The following is a 21,517-nucleotide window of genomic DNA, read 5'->3' on the forward strand; positions in this document are numbered from 1 at the left end:
CGGAAGAACCACTTTTTTATTTACATTTATAGTTAAATCTACTGAGGATTCCCTAGCATGCCAAGCATAAATACTCCACTGCTAGGGAATGGGTCACATGTTATTTACCTTTTGTGATGAAGGATACGAAACAAATCATTGATATTGTTTGACGATCGTGATTTAAATTTTCTTTAGGCTTATTTTAAACGATATACTGAAGAAGGACGTTATCCTATACTCAATAAAACTCGTATTCGAACCATAAAAAATTTTAAGAAACACAGTCCTAAATTCAAGCGAAAAATATCCACCGCTTGAATCACTTACTTGAAACAGAACATCCGCTTTTTTAACCTTTAAAACGTATCAATCTTATATCGAAAATACGTTCTGTATGCCTTGAAATAAGTTCCTAAATAAAAAGATTGCACTCCAATATTGAGTACAATCTTTTATAGATATTATATTTTCTAATGATTACTCCATCTCATCCTCGTGATAAATAGCTAAACCTTCGAATTCATCTGAATCTTCTCCAACTTCAGCATTACTCTCATCACTATAATCATCTTCAGCTTCTTCTTCGTCAACAAAGTCATCATTTTCATCTTTGTCTGTATCATCTTCTTTATAATCCATTTCTGTATCATACGAATCAAACCCATCTTCTGTAATAGGTTCTACTTCTTCATCATCAAAGTCAATATCATATGTATCATAGTTAGCTACTTCATATTTTTGGCGTGATTTTAAATCCCATTTATCTTCACCAACAGTTACGAACTTACCACTTAATGTAAGATCTGTATAGAACTGAGCTAATTTAGATTGGAATTGTTCATCTGTTAATCCCATAATTTCACATACTTCTTTAGCAATTTTCTCGAATTTTTGAGGTTTAATTTTACGTTGAATAAGTAATTCCGCTACTTCTAACATTGACATTTCTTCATTATGTGTAGTCATTTTAAGTCCTCCTCTAATAAATTACATTCTTTCCGGTGCATCTACACCGATTAATTCCAATGCATTCTTAATTGTTACTTCTAATGCTTTGATTAAAGCTAATTTTTCATTTGTTTTTTCTGTATTTTCTTCATTAATAACTTTTTCTGCATTATATAAACTATGGAATGCTGTTGCTAAGTCATTAATATAATTACAGATTAAGTGTGGTTTACGTTTTGCAGCTGCATCTGCGATTACCATTGGGAATTCTCCCATTAACTTAATTACTTCATATTCTTTTTCATGTGAAATAAACTCATATTCATCTTTTAAGACTGGAGAGAATCCTTTTTCTTCTGCTTGTCTTAAGATTGAACATGTTCTAGCATGTGCATATTGTGCATAGTATACTGGATTTTCGTTTGATTTCTTAGTTGCTAAATCTAAATCGAAGTCCATTTGTGTTTCTCCACTACGCATTACGAAGAAGTAACGAACAGCATCTACACCTACTTCGTCAACTAAATCACGTATCGTAACAGCTTTTCCTGTACGTTTTGACATTTTAAATTCTTCGCCATCTTTAATTAAACGAACCATTTGAATAATATCTACTTCTAATTTATCTGCTTCATAACCTAAAGCTTGCATTGCTGCTTTTACGCGGGCAATATATCCATGATGATCTGCTCCCCAAATATCGACTAATTTATCATTTCCACGATTTAATTTTTCGATATGGTTAGCGATATCTGGTGTTAAATATGTATATGAGCCATCAGATTTTCTTAATACACGATTTTTATCATCTCCAAAATCTGTTGAACGGAACCAAACAGCTCCATCTTCCTCATAGATATATCCTTTTTCCTGTAATAGATCAATTGACTCTTTTACTAGATTTTTATCATAAATAGCTTTTTCACTTGTAAATAAGTCAAATTCCACACCAAACATATTTAAATCTTGTTTGATTTTGTTTAATTCATAGTCTAAAGAGATTTGACGAATTAAATCATAATTTTCATCTAATTTATCAACAAATTGATCTTGATATTGTTCTGCCATCATTTTTCCTAATGAGATGATGTCAGGTCCATAGTAACCATCTTCAGGCATTTCGGCGTCTTTACCTAATGCTTGTAAATAACGAGCATATGCCGAGATTACTAAGTTATGAATTTGATTTCCAGCATCATTAACATAATATTCACGTGTTACATCATATCCAGCTTTAGATAAAATACGACATAATGAATCACCTAATGCTGCTCCACGTGCATGCCCTAAGTGTAAATCACCTGTAGGATTTGCTGAAACGTATTCTACATTGTATTTTAAACCATTCCCTGAATTACTTTTTCCATATTCTTGACCTAATTCAATAATATTTTTAATTGATTTAGTAAATGCATTTTTATTCATGAAAAAGTTAATAAATCCTGGTCCCGCAATTTCTACTTTTTCAACATTAGCATTTTCATTATTAAAATTGCTTAATAATTCTTCTGCAATCATACGTGGATTTTTTCTTGCTAATTTAGTAAGTTGCATTGCTACGTTTGTAGAATAATCCCCATGATTTACATCTTTTGAATTTTCTAAAATGATGTTAAATTCATCTTCAGCTTGAATATATCCACACTTTAATACTGCGTCTTTAATTTCTTTTCTTAAATTATCTTTTAATGTTTGGATCATATATATTAAATATCCTCCTTATTAAATTGAATTATTAATTTATAATTCCCTGATCTTTCACCTGATACAAATAGATCATAGTCCAACGTTAACCGGATAGATGTATCATTTTCTTCTAACATATAGCAGTGTGTTTTAACTTCACTATCTAACTGACCATAAACTGTTTTAATATAACCTTGTACAGTTTCAGTAGTTCTATATGTTTGATCTATAATGACTTGACCATCACGACGCACACGAATTTGATCATGATTAAACTCAATCCTACACTTTGTAGTTGAATTATCATCAAAGTTTGTTTCATCGAAAAATAGATAATATTTATCATTTTTTTTATAAAGAATCCCTGAAGTCTCATAATTAGTCTCAGTTACATCTAATCCTTGTATAACTTTCATACAAAAACTAACTAATCCAGATATTTTATTCATACTCATTTTACCATCATCCATAATGTGTAAGTTTATCTATTAATTATAGCACAATTTATTTTATCGATTCTATATGATTATTGCAATAACTTTATAAATATATACAATACAAACTATCATTTAACAGTTATGTAGATTAATCTATTTGTTCTTTAAAAGCTCTATTGTAAAGAATCATTAATTTTTTTCTCCTATTTGCATAAGAAATAAGTCTTAAATTTATAAGATTATCTGATATGTAAAGTAGTTTTAATTTACAAAAATTTATTTTTGAAAAAGGAATATTTTTAATAGGTTATAATCTTTGAAATGCTATTAAAGTCAGACATCTCTTTTATTTTCAAAGTAATCGTTTACACACCACTGTAGGCGTATACTTTGATTGACCAAAAAATGGTACAATTTAAAATGTAATTTAATATAGGGGGGATAATATGAAGCGTTTAATTTCATTACTACTAGCAATAGCGATTGTAGTAACATCACTTTTACCAAATGGGAGGATTTATGCAACAGATAATGCAAAACTAACAATCCATTATCAACGAACTGATGGAGTATATGATGATTGGAATATCTGGGCTTGGGATACGGGAACGGAAGATATGGAACAAATTGACTTTACTGCTAGAGATGACTTTGGTTACATTGCAGAAATCGAAGTAGCTGTAGGTAATGAATCGGGATTCATTATTCGTAAAGGGGATTGGGTAGCTAAAAACTGTGATGAAGATCAACGTATCTTAGTTGAACAAGATACTGAAATTTGGGTAACAGAAGGACAATGTGGATATTTAACTGAAGCACCAGAAGGTGCAGGTGGTGAAGTTGTACAATTACCAACTGCTGCAAATGCTAATGAATCTACAGTAAGTGATGAAGAAGCTGAGATGCAAGTATTTGTACACTATTGCCGATATGATGATAAATATAAGAAGTGGAATATTTGGGGATGGATTGGAGATAAAGAGGGATTATCTTATGCATTTAACGATGAAGATGATTACGGAAAGATTTTTAAAATGAATTTAAAAGATTTAAATGGGGCTCAACAACTTGGAATTATTATGAGAAAGGGAGATTGGGACTCCAGAGATATTGATCAAGATCGTTTTATTGATTTAACAAAAGCGAAAGATGAGGTATTACATGTTTATTTATTAGAAGGAGATCCTAATATTTACTATAATGAGGATGATGTAGATTTAAGACCTCGTTTATCTTCAGCTACTTTTACGTCATTAAAAAAGGTTATTCTAACAGCACCAATTCCATTCACTTCAACAGATGGAATCGAAATAAAAGATAATTCAGGAAATATACTTGAATTAGATCAAGTGTTGGTAGATCAAACAGGTTCTACGATTGTAGTATTATTAAAAGAAGATATTAACTTAGAAAACTCTTATACAATTTCAAAAGAAGGATTTAAAGATGCAATCGAGGTATCTTATACAGGACTTTTTGATTCAGAAGAATTTCATGATGCATTTTATTATGATGGTGATGATTTAGGATTTACTTATTCTAAAGATAATACATCATTTAGAGTATGGGCACCCACTGCTAGTAAAGTCATTTTAAATTTATATGAAGCGGGTAGTGGGGATAACTTAATTGAAAAAATCGATATGACTCGCGATGTTAAAGGAACATGGGTAGCAGAAGTTTCTGGTGATTTAAATCTTACATATTATACATATGAAGTAACAGTTGGAAATCAAACAAACGAAGCTGTTGATCCTTATGCACGTGCAGTTGGAGTCAATGGAAATCGTGCGATGGTTGTAGATTTAGATTTAACAGACCCTGAAAATTGGGCTGAAGATGTAGCTCCTGAATTTAGCGGAAATCCAACAGATGCTATTATCTATGAGTTACATATGCGTGACTGGTCAACTCATGAATCGTCAGGATTAGAAAATGTCGGGAAGTTTTTACAATTTACTGAAGAAGGTGGAACAGATCACTTAACAGATTTAGGAATTACACACCTTCACTTACTTCCAGCATTTGATCATCGTTCAATTGATGAAACGAATTTAGATGAAGCACAATTTAACTGGGGTTATGATCCTCAAAATTATAATGTTCCTGAAGGTTCTTATTCAACAGATCCTGAAAATGGTGAAGTTCGTATTAATGAGTTTAAACAAATGGTTCAATCATTACATCAAAATGGAGTTCGTGTTGTAATGGATGTTGTTTATAATCATACAGGTGCAACCGCCGATTCAGATTTTAATAAAATTGTTCCAGGATATTATTATCGTCAAACAACAGATGGTGGATTCTCAAATGGTTCTGGTTGTGGTAATGAAACAGCTTCTGATCGTTCAATGATGCGTAAGTTCATGATTGATTCAGTTACATACTGGGCAACAGAATATAATATTGATGGATTCCGTTTCGATTTAATGGCTTTACATGATATTGACACAATAAATGAAATTCGTAATGCTTTAACTGAAATTGATCCAACAATCATTACTTATGGTGAAGGTTGGGATGCAGGTGGTTCAGCATTAAAACCAACTGAAGCTGCATTAAAAATCTATGCTTCTCAAATGCCAGGAGTTGCGATGTTTAGTGATGATATTCGTGATGGTATAAAAGGTAGCGTGTTTAATGCTGAAGAGCCTGGTTTTGTAAATGGGCAATTTACTTTTGATGAGCGTGTTAAATTTGGTATTGTTGGTGCAACAGAACATTCTCAAATCGATTATAATCGCGTAGCTTTAGCAGGTGGAGCAAGTGGTCCTTGGGCAACTGAGGCAGCTCAATCAATTAACTATGTCTCAGCACACGATAACAACACGCTTTATGATAAATTAATCGCAACTCTTCCAGATGCGGATGAAGAAACAATTAAATTAATGCAAAAGCAAGCAAATGCTATCATATTAACTGCACAAGGTGTTCCTTTCTTACATGCAGGTGTTGAAATGATGCGTACAAAAGATGGAGATCATAATAGTTACAATGCTTCGGATGAAGTTAATCAAATTCATTGGAATTGGAAAAACGAAAATCAAGATGTTTATAATTACTATAAAGGATTAATTTCACTTCGTAGGGCACATCCGGCCTTCCGTATGTCTGCACAAGAAGATATTCAAAATAATTTAACATTCATGGAAGATATTCCTCTTGGAGTTGTTGCTTTCAATTTAGAAAATAATGCAAACGGGGATTCAGCATCAGATATTACAGTTATCCACAATGCTACAGATAGCGAACAAGTCATTTCTTTACCGAAATCTGCAGACTGGCAATTAGTTGTAAATGGTGAGACAGCTGGAACTGAAGTAATTGAAGTTATTAAAGGTGATTCAATAACAGTAACGCCACATTCTTCTTATGTATTAATGATTGATGATTCAATGAATACAACAGAAAACTTTAACCAATTATTATTAATTGCTGGAGCAGCATTACTTGTTATTGCTGGAACAGCTAGTTATATTATTTACGATAAAAAAAAGAAAGCTTCTAAATAATTTCTAAAAGAGACTAGTCGATGAGATTAGTCTCTTTTAATTTTCCTTAAATTTTAATAGATACCTAGACTTTTTTATAACTATTGCTAATAAATGTGTTTCATGTTTTAAGAAGAAACCTGTTATAATGTCGATAGACTGAATTTGACGAGGTGATAATATGTCAGAATTTTTACCAGTAACACACGAGGAAATGAAGGCTCGTGGTTGGGAACAGGCTGACTTCGTTTATATTACGGGTGATGCTTATGTGGATCATCCTTCATTTGGTGCTGCGATTATTACAAGAACACTTGAAGCATATGGTTATAAGGTTTGTATTATTTCACAACCAAATTGGAAAGAGGTTGAAGAGTTTAGACGTTTTGGAAAGCCTCGTTTAGGTTTTTTAATTTCTTCTGGAAATATTGATTCGATGGTCAATCATTATTCGGTATCTAAACGCCGTCGTAAAAAAGATTCTTATACTCCTAATGGGGAAATGGGAAAACGTCCTGACCGTGCAACTATTGTTTATTCTCATATGGCACGTCAAGCTTATCCAGATGTTCCGATTATTGTAGGTGGAATTGAGGCATCTTTACGTCGTCTGGCTCACTATGATTATTGGGATGATAAAGTTCGTCGTTCTTTATTATTAGATGCTAAAGCTGATTTATTACTTTATGGGATGGGCGAAAAAATTATTATTGAGGTTGCTGATGCTTTAAATGCTGGAATTGCAGTTGAAGACTTAGTTTATATTCGTGGATCTGTTTGGAAAACTAAAGATTTAAGTCGTGCTTATGATTACATCATGCTTCCAAGCTACGAAGAAATTGTAGCGGATAAAATGACTTATGCAAAAAGTTTTAATATCCAATATGAGAATACGGATTCAATTGTCGCAAAAACATTAGTTGAGCCTTGCCAAGGTTGGTATGTAGTTCAAAATCCACCAGGTGAACGTTTAACTCAAGAAGAAATGGATTATACGTACGCTCTTCCTTATACAAGAGAATATCACCCAATGTATAAAGAATTAGGACATATTCCAGCAATTGATGAAGTGAAATTTAGTTTAATTTCTAATCGCGGATGTTATGGTGGGTGTAATTTCTGTGCTCTAACCTTCCATCAAGGACGTACCATTCAAACACGTTCTAAAGAATCAATTATTGAGGAAGCTAAGAAGATCACGGAAGATGTTAATTTTAAAGGATATATTCATGATGTTGGAGGACCAACAGCTAATTTCTATGCCCCAAGTTGTGATAAACAAATAACAAAAGGTGTTTGTAAGAAAAAGCAATGTTTACATCCTAATCCATGTAAACAATTAAAAGTAGATCATAGTGAGTATCTTGATCTTCTTCGACAATTAAGAACTTTACCAAATGTGAAGAAAGTATTTGTTCGTTCAGGAATTCGTTATGATTATGTGATGTATGATAAAAATGATGAATTTTTCCATGAATTAGTTGAACATCATGTCAGCGGACAATTAAAAGTGGCCCCTGAGCATGTTTCAGATAAGGTGTTACATTATATGGGGAAACCAACACGTTCTTTATATGATCGATTTGTAAGAAAATATTATGCAATTAATAAAAAGTTAAATAAAGATCAGTACTTAGTGCCATATTTAATGAGTTCACATCCAGGTTGTGATTTACATGGTGCCATTGAATTAGCTGAGTATTTACGTGATATTAATCATCAGCCAGAACAGGTACAAGATTTCTATCCAACACCAGGTACGTTATCCACAACGATGTTCTATACAGGCGTCGATCCTCGTACAATGACACCAGTTTATGTTCCAAAAAATCCTAATGAGAAGGCAATGCAACGTGCCTTAATTCAATATAAAAATCCAAAGAATTATGATTTAGTTTATGAAGCCTTACAAAAAGCCGGACGTTTAGATTTAGTTGGCTATGAACCTGAATGTTTAATTAGACCAGTAAAACCAAAATTACCAGTAAAATCAAGTAAACTAACGACTAAATCAAATCAAAAACAACAAAAAAATTATCAAAAGCCAAGTCATAAAAAGGCTTATGAAGGTGGAAAGAAAAAAAGAAAATCTCGCTAAATTATAAATAACATAAAAGCTTATTAATTTATTAGTTAAAAAACACGTCAATTAAGCCGACGTGTTTTTTTGTCTCTTTTATACTTTAGTAATTGATATACTTTTGGACAAGGATTCTTTATAATGCCCACTATATATGCTATTACACATTTTACAAAATTAAAACTCTCGTTTGCACGAGAGTTTTTAGTATTTTAGAATTCTGCATTTTTAGGTGTACGTGGGAATGGGACTACATCACGGATATTTTCTACTCCTGTGATGTACATGATCATACGTTCAAACCCTAAACCGAATCCAGCATGTTTGACTCCACCATAACGGCGTAAATCTAAATACCAATCTAATTCTTCTTTTGGTACTCCGATTTCGTCCATACGTTGTTCTAGGATTTCTAAACGTTCTTCACGTTGTGAACCACCGATTAATTCACCAACACCTGGTACTAAAAGGTCCATCGCAGCAACAGTTTTTTGATCATCATTTAAACGCATGTAGAAGGCTTTGATATCTTTTGGATAGTCTGTTACGAAAACTGGTGCTTTAAATACTTCATCAGTTAAGTAACGTTCATGTTCTGTTGATAAGTCAATTCCCCAAGATACTGGGTTTTCGAATTTTTTATCAGCTTGTAATAAGATTTCGATTGCTTCTGTATATGGAAGGCGTTTGAAATCAGATGCTGCTACTGCTTTAACACGCTCTAAAACTCCTTTGCTTACGAATTGATTAAAGAATGCCATTTCTTCTGGAGCATGCTCTAATACGTAGTTGATAATATATTTAACCATACCTTCTGCTAAATCCATATCATCTTGTAAGTCAGCAAATGCAATTTCTGGTTCAATCATCCAGAATTCAGCGGCATGGCGTTGAGTATTAGAGTTTTCTGCACGGAATGTTGGTCCGAATGTGTATACATCACGTAAAGCCAATGCGAATGTTTCAGCTTCTAATTGTCCTGATACTGTTAAATTTGTTGATTTAGCGAAGAAGTCTTGTTTGAAATCAACTGCTCCTTCTTCAGTACGTGGAACGTTGTTAAAATCTAATGTTGTCACTTGGAACATTTCTCCCGCACCTTCAGCATCAGATCCCGTGATAATTGGTGTATGAACATAAACGAAATTTTGCTCTTGGAAGTAGCTGTGGATAGCATGAGCAACTAAAGAGCGAACACGGAATACTGCAGCGAATAAGTTTGTGCGTGGGCGTAAGTGTGCAACTTCACGTAAGAATTCACGTGTGTGGCGTTTTGGTTGGATTGGGTAATCTTCAGGACAATCGCCTTCTAAAATTACCTCCTGTGCTTTGATTTCAAATGGTTGTTTAGCATCTGGTGTTGGCACTACTAATCCACGAACTGTGACTGCTGAACCAACACGGAACTTTTGAACTTCTTTAAAGTTTTCTAAGTTTTCCTCATAAACAACTTGGATTGTCTCGAAGAATGAACCATCATTCACCATTAAGAATCCAAATGATTTTTGAGCACGGTTATTACGAACCCATCCGTTTAATTCAACGATTTGGTTAGCATAACGATCTAAGTTTCTAAATAATTGACGTACAACGATTTTTTCCATTAAGAGGTCCTCCTTTTATAATAAATCAATATTTTGTTGCTTGGATATTTCAAAGATATCCACAAATCAAATTAAACTTTAAACTTCTATAATAAGTATTTTTTAAAGAAAAACATACATAATCTAGATTGTCTTAAATTCCTATAGATGAAATTTCAAATGTTTTTTTGAATGTGTGGATAAGTTATTGAGAATCACCTCGGGCAACAAAAAAACAGTCTTCGCCCAAAAGGGACGAATGACTGTTGATCCGCGGTACCACCCTAGTTTAAGAACTAATCTGTTCTTACCCTTTATCTTTAACGCAGGATCTACGACTTAGTCTACTCACAATTTTGCTTTCGGTAAGTAACTCCAAGGTGTTCTTCACTTTCAACGCCATATCAGGCTTCCACCGTCCCTGATTCGCTATAACTTAATTAAAAGCTACTCTCCTTTTCAACGTAAGTATTTACTTAATTAAGATATTATACTGTAAGTCATTATTAGTCAATAATTATCCCCAGAATTATCAAAAAATATATTCTGTCATTTTAGTTTAATTTTTTGAAGTAAAAAATATTCTCGTAAATAGAAAAATTATTCTTTTCATAAAAGCGTTGTGCTTTTTTATTTTGTCATATTGTTTCCAAACAAATTGTATCATTTTGTTCTAAATATTTAAAAAATTTTGTGCTAATTCACTTACTACGATATGACTCTTTAACAAATAATTCGTCAACATATACTATGTCTCCTCCATATTCATTACTCCAATAATTTATAAGTAAGGCATACCCAATTATTTTCCGATGTTGTTTAAAAAGTAGAATTTTGTCGAGTTGTAGACGAATAGGATAGTGTTTAATATTTTTTGAATTTTGTCTAATGATATAGATTGTTGTTGAATCTTATCTTTGTATAATTTTATCATCATATGAAGTAATTCGTTATAATTTGATTGTATATATGGGATTATTTTAAAGTTCGTTAATAGGGACCCTTTACTTGTGTTATAATAACTCATTATATTTTGAATAAAAGGAGTTTTTAAGATGGGAATTATATTAGCTTCTCAGTCTCCAAGACGAAAAGAATTATTAGAGTTAGCGGGAATTGAACATCGTGTGATTGTGAGCCAAGTGGATGAGATATTAGATGAGGATTTAGATGTAGCGGGACAAGTTCAAGATCTTGCGATTCAAAAAGCTTGTGCAGTTGCTGAGTTATTTCCTCAAGAGACAATTATCGGTGCTGATACGATTGTTGTATTTGGTGGAAAGATTTTAGGGAAACCTAAAAATGAAGAAGATGCATTTAATATGCTAAAATCATTATCAGGACGTAAACATCAAGTAATGACTGGAGTCAGTATTATTAATAAAGATAAAGAGTTATTAACAAGTTTCGTTAATATTACCGAAGTAGAATTTTATAATGTAACTGATGAATGGATTTTAAATTATATTCAAAGCGGAGAACCTATGGATAAAGCAGGTTCATATGGAATTCAAGGAAAAGGGTTTGAATTAGTTAAATCTATTTCTGGAGATTATTATAGTGTGATGGGATTACCTATTGCTTCATTAAAACGTACATTAACACATTTAGGTTTAATTTAGGAGTCGGATCGATTTGATCCTTTTTTTTTATAGTTAATATATTATTTATTTAATAATAACTTTAATAATAATGTTTGGGGATAGTGGGGATAAGTGTCTGAAAATGTCGGTTTTCCTATGTTTTTGACTGTGTAAATCTTGTGAATAAGTTGTAGATAAGTGTCGATTATTGTCCACATAGGTGTGAACTTGTTGTAGATAGTTGTTTTTATTTGTCGGTTTTTAGTAATCTAAATTTCAGTGATTTTCCCTGTTATATTTTTAAAATTCGTAGATTTATGATGAAAAATAAGAGATTTTTAATAAAAATGGAATGAGGAAATTTCGACATTTTTTTTAAAATATAATGATTTTATACATTTTAAGATTATTCAGCAAATTTAGAGTTAAAAAGATAGAAAGTAACTAATTTTTTATATAAGATGTGAATTAATACATATTTTAAAGGAATTTGTTTTAATATCTGGGGGTTAAATTTTAATTGAGAAATTTATATTAAGATAAAATTAATTTAATTTAATTCAGATAGCTGGCCATATTCTTTATTAAAGAATATGGATGAATTTTTTTATTTACGACAAAGTTTGATATTATATTATATATTTTTTATTTATAATAATAACAATAATAATAAATGTTGTGAATAATGTGGATAAACGTCTGAAAATGTCGATTTTACCATGTTTATACCTGTGTGTATCTTGTGAATAAGTTGTAGATAAGTGTCGATTATTGTCCACAGAGTTGTTTACAGTGTGTAGATAACTTATTTTATTGTCGAAATTTTAGAATAGAAGCAAGCGGAATTATAACACGAAAATAAGATGCATTTTATTTTAATTTTGAGATATTTTTCCTGTATTAGTGCATAAAAAAAGATTAGAGATAAAACTCTCTAATCTTTTTTATTTACCTAAACAGAATTTACTGAAGAGTTCATCTAGTAACGAATCTCCAATTTCTTCTCCTAGAATTTCTCCAAGTGAATACCAGGCATTTTTTATATCGATTTCTACCATATCCACAAGCATTCCCATTTGCATAGCATTGATGGCATCTTCAATTGAAGTAATGGCTTGTTTTAATTTTGCAATATGGCGTGCATTTGATAAGTAAGTCATATCAGATGAACCAATGTCCCCGATTTCAAACATTTTTTTGATACTATTTTCTAAGACTTCGATTCCTTGCTCAAGTACCATTGATGTTTCTACATACGATGGTAATTCAGAACGTTCAATGTTAGTTTCTAAGTCAGTTTTATTTAAGATGATGATACGATTTTTATCGGCAGTTAATTGTAATAATTCACGATCATCAGCAGTTAATGCTTCATTATTATTTAAAACAAGTAAGACTAATTCGGCTTCATTGATTAATTTCTTAGATTTTTCGACACCAATCGCCTCAACGATATCTTTCGTTTCACGAATTCCAGCTGTATCAATTAAGTTTAAGGTTAATCCCCCGATATTGATATATCCTTCTACTGTGTCGCGTGTTGTTCCAGCAATGTTGGTTACGATAGCTTTTTCTTCGCGCATTAATTGATTGAGAAGGCTCGATTTTCCGACGTTAGGACGCCCGATAATTGCAGTTTTAATTCCATCTCGTAGGATTTTCCCTGTTTTAGCTGTGTCGAGTAGTTTTAACATTTTTTCGTGAATCTCGATTGAACGAGGAAGTAAAATGTCATTCGTCATTTCTTCCACATCATCGTACTCTGGATAGTCGATGTTAACTTCGATGTTAGCAACAATATTTAAAATTTCTTCGCGCATTTCTTTGATTAGGCGAGATACACGTCCATCTAATCCATTTAAAGCAAGTGATAAGGATTGTTCACTTTTGGCGTGAATAATGTCCATGATTGATTCAGCTTGTGCTAAGTCGATACGTCCATTTAAGAACGCACGTTTTGTAAATTCTCCTGGTTCAGCGATTCGTGCACCAGCCACCAATAATAATTCAAGAATTTTATTTGTGACTAAGATTCCACCGTGACAGTTAATTTCAACGACGTCTTCGGCTGTGAATGTTTTAGGTGCTCGCATAACAGAGACTAATACTTCATCGACTTTTTTATTTGTTTCAGGATCATATATAAAACCATAGTTAATGGTATGGCTCGGTACTGTTGTTAAATCTTTACCACGGAATAGTTTATTGGCAATTGGTAAAGCGTCATCTCCACTAACACGAATAATTGAAATGGCACCTTCACCCATTGCGGTTGCAATTCCCGCAATTGTATCTTGTAACATGTGGACACCTCCATTACAGTTATGTTAATTTTATTTAAATTTTATTCTAGATGTATTTATTTTAACACTTTCTCTAAAAAAACGTCAAAATAGACCTCTTTGGAGGTCTATTTATCGTTTATATTTAATCATAATGTATCGGTTCGGATCGGCACCTTCAGACACGGTCTGGATGTGTTTCCAATCAGATAAAGCTTGATGGATTAATCGGCGATCGTATGCATTCATCGGATCAAGTTTAGCATCGATTTTTGTTTGAGTGACTTCTTTAGCAATTTTGCGTGCGAAGTACTCAATTTTTTGGTTGTGTTGTTGTTTATAGCCGTTAATATCCACAAGTACTTTTAAATGAGATTTGGTATATTGATTCACGACTTGGCTAGTTAAGGTTTGAATGGCTTGAAGTGTTTTTCCTTCACGGCCAATAATCATTCCATTGTTATTGCTGTCTATGTTAAATGTGACAGAATGTTGTGCCGAATCTACTTCGACAGTTCCTTCTAAACATAAATCACTAAGTAGTTGAAGAAGATATTTTTTTCCTTCTTCGATTGGATCAAGATTTAATGTGACCTTTGCTTTAACATAGGCTCCAATTCCGAAGATCCCTTTTTTCTCTTCCAATACATGAATCGTCAAATGTTGTTGGTCGTGATGAAAATGATTCTGTGCTGCCACAATGATATCATCCATAACTTTTCCTTCGAATATTTTGGATTTCATCTAAATCACTTCTTTCTTTGAAATATTTCCGACCAACGTTTGAATCCATGCTATGAATGTCTGCCAGTTTTTATTTCAACAGATGGTCGACACGTCCTAATACAATTGTAATCCTTTTTATTTTGGAATAATATCCATTTTTTTATATAGTTGTTCTAATTTTTCTTTAAAAGTTGCATAGTCTAAATCTTTTACGCCTTTACGAGCGATTACGAAGTAATCATAATCTGGATTCATTTCATGCTTATGTTCAGTTGTGACGTTACGGATGTAGCGTTTGATTTTATTACGTTCAAAGGCTTTTCCGATTTTTTTCCCAACTGAGATTGCAATTCTGAAGTTGTCAGTCTCTTTATTGGCATACTTATATACAATAAAGTAAGGATTCGCTTTTGAACGTCCTCGTTTCATGACTTGTTCAATTTCTTGACTTTTTTTAATTCGATAACTTTTTTGCATGTTCTCACCCGCTATATTTTTTTAGCTAGTAAAAAGACCACTTTAAAGAGTGGTCTTATGCACATAACACTTTTCTACCTTTTTTACGACGACGAGCTAAAACATTGCGTCCTCCTGGTGTTGCCATACGAGCGCGGAAACCATGAGTTTTTGCACGTTTACGTTTGTTTGGTTGCCAAGTACGTTTCATCTATAACACCTCCTAAGAGTTTTATACCATAGCATAGTTCAATATTATAGTGAATCATCACTATAAAGTCAATCATTACTTTTTGGATATATGTGTATCCAAAAGTTATCCATTGTGGATATGTGAATATAGATGAGTTATACACCACTTAACTTTTTTATTCCACAATATTATTCACAATTCGACACGGTGTTTATACCTTACTCTGTGGATATTGGGGATAAATGTGAAAAACGTTGATATTATCAATAAAATTGCTGTGAGTTATCCACTGTCGATTGTCGAAAAGTGTAGGAGTTTGTTAAATGATATCACATATCCACAAGCATGTTTATAACTTTTTGTTGATTTTTTGAACATTGTGGACTTTTTTAATATTTTGTTATGCTATAATGTTGATAGAAGAGACTTTAGGATGAGGTGTATGCGGTGGAAAAATATCAACGAATATGGGATGATGCTATTGATCGATTAAAATCGAATATTTCTCAACAATCTTTTGATATGTTCTTTAGCACTCCAAAGAAAGTGTATAAAGTTAAAAATAATAAAATGTATGTTGTGGTTCAAAATAATCACGAACAATTTATGCTAGATAAATTTTATTTAAAAGAAGTTGTTGAAATGATTGCTGAAGTATCAGGTTTCAACTACGATGTTAAATTTATTACGAATGATTATGTAAAAAATGATCAGCAAGCATTTGATTTAACCAAACCCGATCCTAATCTTCCAAAATATTATCGTGGAAACTTAAATACGACGTATACGTTTGATCGCTTTGTTGCGGGGAAAAGCAATCGTTTAGCGTATATGATTGCTTTACAGGTTGCAGAACGTCCAGGAGAAGTTGCCAATCCACTTTATATTTTCGGTGGGGTAGGTCTAGGAAAGACACATTTAATGCAAGCAATTGGAAATTTCATTTTAGATGATAATCCTTCATCTCGAATTTTATATTGTACATCAGAGAAGTTTATTGATGATTATCGTCATGCGACGCTAGATAATAATTTTGAAGCATTTAAAGAAAAGTATCGTAATATTGATGTTTTATTAATTGATGATATTCAGTTTTTATCTAAAAAAGAACAAACACAAACTGAGTTTTTCAATACGTTCAATGAACTTTATAATAATAATAAGCAAATTGTTATTACATCAGATCGTCCAGCATCTGATTTAAAAGATATCATGGATCGTTTAACTTCACGTTTTGAATGGGGATTGCAAGCTGATATTCAAATTCCAGATACGCAAACGCGCATCGAGATCATGAAGAAAAAATTGGCCGGAGAAAATATTAATCTAGAAGAATTCCCAGAGGAAGTTTTAGAATTTATCGCAAGTAAGTTTAATAGTAATGTTCGTACATTAGAAGGGGCATTGAAACGATTGATTTTTTATGCGACAATTAATAATTCAGACTTTACGATTGAACTGGCAAATGAAGCGTTAAGAGATCTATTTAAAGCAGAGCAAAAAAATTCAAAAGTAGATGTGAATAACATTATTAAAGAAGTCGGAGCGTACTACGATGTGTCGGTTGCTGACATTTTATCGAAAAAACGTAAGAAAAATATTGCGTATGCTCGACAAGTTGCGATGTTTTTAACACGTGAATTAACGGGAAGCTCGTTCCCAAAAATCGGGGAAGCTTTTAGCGGACGAGATCACACAACGATTATGCATGGTTGTGAAAAGATTGAAAAAGAGCTTAAAGAAAGTGATGAACTTAAAAAAGCAATTAGCGATTTAAAACAAGTTCTATCTTAACTTATAAACAGGTAAGTGGAGAGAAAATGACGGTTTATCTACACACTATCCACAAGTTATCCACAAGGCTAAAACCTCAATTTTATGATGTTTTTAGTCATTATCCCCTATATCCACAAAATTTATTACTAAAAAGATTATTAAAAAGCTATAATATATAATTATATAGGAGTGATTAAGTTGAAAATTAAAGTTGATCGTCAATTGTTACTAACCCAGCTGTCGTATATTAGCAAGGCAATTCCTACAAAGACACCACTTCCAGTGTTAACAGGGATTAAGTTTGTTGTTGCAGAAGAAGGTCTTTACTTAACAACGAGTGATTCAGATATTACGATTAATACTTTTTTACCGTTAGAGGTAAACGATACGCAAGTGATTCAAATTGATTCTGTCGGATCAATCATTATTCCAGGGAAATATTTTATTGAAATTATTAAAAAATTAAATGGTGACAATATCGAAATCAGTACATTTGAAGGAAATTATGTCACAATTAAATGTGGACGAAGTGAGTATACGTTAAATGGATTTGATGTGACTCAATATCCAAATATTGAGTTAATCAAACATGATAATCCAATTCATTTAGAAAAACAATTATTAAAAACGATTATTCGTCAAACGGTATTCTCAACAGCAAATAGTGAAAACCGTCCAGTGTTAACAGGGGTTAATTTCCGTTATGATGCAGATGAGTTAATGTGTGTAGCAACAGATAGCTTCCGTTTATCGAAAAAGCTTGTTCCGTTAAACAAGTTACATGAACCATTTAACATTGTTATTCCAGGACGTAGTTTAATCGAGTTATCAAAAATTTTAGATGATTCTCATGAATCAGTGGATGTCTATTTAGCAAATAATCAAATTTTATTCCAAATTGGAAATATTTCATTCCAATCTCGTTTATTAGATGGGATTTATCCAGAAACAAAAGAATTCGTTCCAACGACATTCGGGATTGAAATCAAAGCAAATTATCATGAATTATATAATGCATTTGATCGTGCTGCTTTAATTGCACGTGATCAAGTTTCAAATGTTGTTAAATTAAATATTTTACCTGAAGAAGGTAAGTTATTAATTACAGCAAATTCTCCAGAGGTTGGAAAAGTTGAAGAAGAAGTTCAAGTTGAAATGATTTCAGGTGGAGAATTACGTATTGCATGTAGTGCTTTATTTATCATCGATGCTTTAAAGGCAATCAATAATTCAGATGTAATTATGAGTTTCAATGGTGATATGCGTCCATTTATTTTACGTGATCAATACGATGAAACAACAATTCAATTAATTGTTCCAGTTCGTATGGAGTAGTTAAGAGCCGCTAGGCTCTTTTTTTTGTGTGGATAAATGAACAGTTATACACAGGCTAGTGGAATACATTTGATAAGTTTCGACAAACTATGCAAAAGTTCGCTAATGATTAATCATAAAATTAGTTCAAATTAGAAGAAAGAGCTTGTGGATAAGATGGATAACTTTTGGTGAATCTCCCCTACAAGGAAATATCTCGTTAAAAAGAGGTCAATTGTAAGGAGGATTTCTATGCTCATATATGGGAATTAGTGCGGATCATTGCCCTTGAAAAATCAGGTAAAACTTGATACGCCAGACTCAACAATTGAAGTGATTCATCATGTTTTATTGTCTATTTTAGACGTAGGATTTAATGGAATTTTTGTGGTGATTTTAACTTGAGTAGAAGTGGTGCGAACTATATCCACAAGATATTTGTTTTTTTTTACATAAGGTGATTGGAGATATAACTTGAATGTATTGTTTCAGAAGAAATTGGTATGGTTAGTCATTGGAGCGTTCGAGTTTAAATGAAAGAAAATCTCCAGTTCAGGGGATTTTTTTGTTAAAAAAAGACCAACTACAAGAGTTGGTCGGAGTAATCAAGTTATGATTTTTTTGTTGCCTGAATAAATTTTTTGATGACTGAATCACCTGAGTAGTTCAAGACTCCATTTTTGTAAACACGTGCTCCAAATGTTAGAATCACGACGATCACAACAATGTTTAAGGCAATTGAAAGCCAAATCATTGGGGTTGATACGGTCATTGTAGCGACGCGAAGTGGCATGATATAAGGTGAAATGAATGGAATCATGGACATGATTTTGATAAAGGGTGCCTCAGGTGCAGTCATTCCAAAGATTCCGATGTAGAATGAAACGAGTCCAATGACCATGATAGGTGAAATGGCGATTTGATATTCTTCCACAGAACTGATAATTGAGCTTAAAATGAGTACACTTACGAGATAGACTAGGTAAGCAACGATAGCAAAAATAATGATGTAAATAACGATTTTTGCTTGTTCGGGAGAAATCATGACTGAGACCGTATCAAGTACTTCGGTAGGCAAACTCTTTAGCATGTATTGAATTGAAATAGTGAATAAGACCATGAAAATGGTAAGTTGCGTTAAGGCGTATAAGCTGTTATACACAATTTTTCCGTAAAGTTGTTTGATTGGCGAAATGGAAGTAATAATAATTTCCATGACTCTTGATGTTTTCTCTTCCATGATTTCTTGACCGGCATAGACCGAGTAAAGATATGAAAATAAGAAGATGAGGATAATGGCAATATAAGCTATGGCTAAGTTGCCCATTGATTCCTCAGCGGTTTGTGCATTTTCATCTAATGAGATTTTTTCCATTGAGAAGTTTTGATTGAGTAAATTAACTTGCTCTTGAGTCAGCTTCGCCGATTTCATAGCAATTTGCTTGTTATAACCTGAAAGAACTTGCTCTCCAATGGTGTAGTAAGAGCTGTTAGAAAAATCTTTGGCCACATAGGTTGCACTAAGGAGATTTTGTTCATTGTAGTTGATGATGAAATAGGCTGAGATATCCCCATCTTCGACTTTTTGGTTAAGAACGTCTTCTGACTCAGTCCCTTGTTCTAAGATCACTTCAGGTAATAAATTATTAAAATCTTTTTGAAATTGTGAATAGAGTTGATTTGTTTCATCCACAATATAAATTGTTTCAGAGTAATCAAAAGTTTCATTAAAAAATTTAACGATGGATCCGAGTTGGCTGATGAGTAATCCAACAATGATTAGAAAGATATTAAATCCAATAAAAGCTTTACTTTTAATTTTACGTAAATAGTTATACAAAACATAATTCCAAAACTTACTACTCTTCATAGGCTTGTCCCACCTTTTCAATAAAAATTTCATGTAGTGATGGCTCACACACGAGGAATTTTTCAATGGAATGTTCAGGTTTTAAAGCATTGAAGATGGTTGAGGTATGCTGTTTATGATCAATTCGGACGCACCAATCGTCTTGCTGGCGAGTCACCTCAACGACATGAGGAATTGATTTTAAGTAATCGGCATCAAGCTTTCCTTGAATTAAAATCGTTCTTGCATTGTAACTTTGTTTAATTTCTTTGAGTTGGCCTTGTAAAACGGTGCGTCCTTTGCGAAGAATTGTTAGACGATCGCAGAGGGTTTCAATATGTTCCATTCTATGAGAAGAGAAGATAATTGTTTTTCCTTGGTTTTTAAAGTTAATAATTTCTTCTTTCATCATTTCCAGATTAATAGGATCAAGACCAGTGAAGGGTTCATCTAAAATAATGAGTTCGGGATTGTGGATAACGGCGCAAATAAATTGAACTTTTTGTTGATTACCTTTTGATAATTCTTTAATTTTTTTGTTTTTATAGTCGGAGATATTAAATTTTTCAAGCCACGCATCTAGTTCTTTTTCAGTTTTATCTTCAGACATTCCTTTTAGCATGGCTAAATAGCTAACTTGTGTTTTAACCGTTAATTTTTGAAGTAGTGCTCGTTCTTCAGGTAAATAACCGAGAAGATCATTAATTGATTCATTCATCTTCTGACCGTCCCACGTAATTTCACCAGACGTCTGCTCATAAAGACCTAAAATCATACGAAAGGTTGTGGTTTTTCCAGCTCCATTCGCGCCAAGTAAACCATAAATTTCTCCTTTTTGAAGACTAAGATTTAAATCCACGACGGCATGTGTATCATGAAAAATCTTATTCACATTCTTTAAAACTAGCATGCAAGTCTCCCCCCTGTTGTCATAATAAAAGTTCAAATCGAATGAGTATACGACATTGATATGTCTATTATGATATATACCGTTTTGAATAACAACTTTTTTCTGTTACAAAAACTGGATATTGAATAATGATTTTCATTTTTAATTTAAAAATGTAGGAAAAAAGCTAAAAAGTTGTTTTATATTATCGATTTTTGTTTACTATTTTATACACAGATGTT

General features: G+C 32.5%; 15 protein-coding genes and 1 other annotated feature. Of the genes, 5 read left to right on the plus strand and 10 right to left on the minus strand.

The window, feature by feature from the left end:
* Window positions 1-459: 459 nt before the first annotated feature.
* From rpoE to NEH75_RS06595, 3 genes are read right to left on the minus strand one after another with little or no spacing between them, the layout of a single operon-like run.
* A complete protein-coding gene (gene rpoE / locus NEH75_RS06585; RefSeq protein WP_055276636.1) occupies window positions 460-948 on the minus strand; it encodes a DNA-directed RNA polymerase subunit delta in 489 nt (162 codons plus the stop codon).
* Window positions 949-969: 21 nt separating this feature from the next.
* The gene (gene argS / locus NEH75_RS06590; RefSeq protein ID WP_082427791.1) at window positions 970-2,631 is read right to left on the minus strand and encodes an arginine--tRNA ligase; all 1,662 of its coding nucleotides are present in this window, start codon (window positions 2,629-2,631) and stop codon (window positions 970-972) included.
* Window positions 2,632-2,636: 5 nt separating this feature from the next.
* A complete protein-coding gene (locus NEH75_RS06595) occupies window positions 2,637-3,032 on the minus strand; it encodes a DUF1934 domain-containing protein (protein WP_238581258.1) in 396 nt (131 codons plus the stop codon).
* A gap of 467 nt (window positions 3,033-3,499) precedes the next feature.
* Here NEH75_RS06595 and pulA point away from each other — a divergent pair, with 467 nt between their 5' ends.
* Together pulA and NEH75_RS06605 are read left to right on the plus strand one after the other, a co-directional pair.
* Window positions 3,500-6,565 carry a type I pullulanase gene (pulA, locus tag NEH75_RS06600; RefSeq protein ID WP_055304579.1) on the plus strand — a complete coding sequence of 1,022 codons (3,066 nt, stop codon included), beginning with the start codon at window positions 3,500-3,502 and terminating at the stop codon, window positions 6,563-6,565.
* A 160-nt stretch (window positions 6,566-6,725) separates the two neighbouring features.
* Window positions 6,726-8,642 carry a YgiQ family radical SAM protein gene (locus tag NEH75_RS06605; protein WP_055241360.1) on the plus strand — a complete coding sequence of 639 codons (1,917 nt, stop codon included), beginning with the start codon at window positions 6,726-6,728 and terminating at the stop codon, window positions 8,640-8,642.
* Between the two features lie 194 nt (window positions 8,643-8,836).
* On the opposite strand, the gene asnS is transcribed toward NEH75_RS06605, so the two are convergent.
* Window positions 8,837-10,228, minus strand: a complete 1,392-nt coding sequence (gene asnS, locus NEH75_RS06610; RefSeq protein WP_055304577.1) for an asparagine--tRNA ligase — start codon at window positions 10,226-10,228, stop codon at window positions 8,837-8,839.
* Window positions 10,229-10,455: 227 nt separating this feature from the next.
* Window positions 10,456-10,679: a binding site (T-box leader), on the minus strand.
* 583 nt (window positions 10,680-11,262) lie between these two features.
* Between asnS and NEH75_RS06615 the strand changes: the two genes are divergently transcribed.
* The gene (locus tag NEH75_RS06615; RefSeq protein WP_055304575.1) at window positions 11,263-11,829 is read left to right on the plus strand and encodes a Maf family protein; all 567 of its coding nucleotides are present in this window, start codon (window positions 11,263-11,265) and stop codon (window positions 11,827-11,829) included.
* A gap of 905 nt (window positions 11,830-12,734) precedes the next feature.
* On the opposite strand, the gene mnmE is transcribed toward NEH75_RS06615, so the two are convergent.
* From mnmE to rpmH, 4 genes are all read right to left on the minus strand, one after another.
* Complete coding sequence (gene mnmE / locus NEH75_RS06620; protein WP_055276631.1) at window positions 12,735-14,093, minus strand: tRNA uridine-5-carboxymethylaminomethyl(34) synthesis GTPase MnmE; 1,359 nt, start codon at window positions 14,091-14,093, stop codon at window positions 12,735-12,737.
* A gap of 111 nt (window positions 14,094-14,204) precedes the next feature.
* Window positions 14,205-14,816, minus strand: coding sequence for an RNA-binding cell elongation regulator Jag/EloR (gene jag / locus NEH75_RS06625; protein ID WP_055243405.1), 612 nt, complete (start codon window positions 14,814-14,816; stop codon window positions 14,205-14,207).
* A gap of 117 nt (window positions 14,817-14,933) precedes the next feature.
* Window positions 14,934-15,275: a ribonuclease P protein component gene (gene rnpA, locus NEH75_RS06630; RefSeq protein WP_055243404.1), complete on the minus strand. Its 342-nt coding sequence runs from the start codon at window positions 15,273-15,275 to the stop codon at window positions 14,934-14,936.
* Window positions 15,276-15,330: 55 nt separating this feature from the next.
* Window positions 15,331-15,465 (minus strand): 50S ribosomal protein L34, encoded by a 135-nt coding sequence (gene rpmH / locus NEH75_RS06635; protein ID WP_006784010.1) that lies wholly within the window; start codon window positions 15,463-15,465, stop codon window positions 15,331-15,333.
* Window positions 15,466-15,894: 429 nt separating this feature from the next.
* On the opposite strand from rpmH, the gene dnaA reads away from it, so the two are divergent.
* Window positions 15,895-17,241 carry a chromosomal replication initiator protein DnaA gene (dnaA, locus tag NEH75_RS06640; protein WP_055243403.1) on the plus strand — a complete coding sequence of 449 codons (1,347 nt, stop codon included), beginning with the start codon at window positions 15,895-15,897 and terminating at the stop codon, window positions 17,239-17,241.
* A gap of 171 nt (window positions 17,242-17,412) precedes the next feature.
* Window positions 17,413-18,558: a DNA polymerase III subunit beta gene (dnaN, locus tag NEH75_RS06645; RefSeq protein WP_262948655.1), complete on the plus strand. Its 1,146-nt coding sequence runs from the start codon at window positions 17,413-17,415 to the stop codon at window positions 18,556-18,558.
* A gap of 589 nt (window positions 18,559-19,147) precedes the next feature.
* Here the strand turns inward: dnaN and NEH75_RS06650 are convergent.
* Together NEH75_RS06650 and NEH75_RS06655 are read right to left on the minus strand one after the other, a co-directional pair.
* The gene (locus tag NEH75_RS06650) at window positions 19,148-20,407 is read right to left on the minus strand and encodes an ABC transporter permease (protein ID WP_055243401.1); all 1,260 of its coding nucleotides are present in this window, start codon (window positions 20,405-20,407) and stop codon (window positions 19,148-19,150) included.
* Window positions 20,397-21,296 carry an ABC transporter ATP-binding protein gene (locus NEH75_RS06655; protein WP_055304572.1) on the minus strand — a complete coding sequence of 300 codons (900 nt, stop codon included), beginning with the start codon at window positions 21,294-21,296 and terminating at the stop codon, window positions 20,397-20,399. Before NEH75_RS06655 ends, NEH75_RS06650 begins: the two co-directional genes overlap by 11 nt.
* Between the last annotated feature and the right edge of the window lie 221 nt (window positions 21,297-21,517).

The organism is Turicibacter sp. T129 (assembly GCF_025594975.1).
In the GTDB taxonomy this organism is placed as follows: Bacteria; Bacillota_I; Bacilli_A; order MOL361; family Turicibacteraceae; genus Turicibacter; species Turicibacter bilis.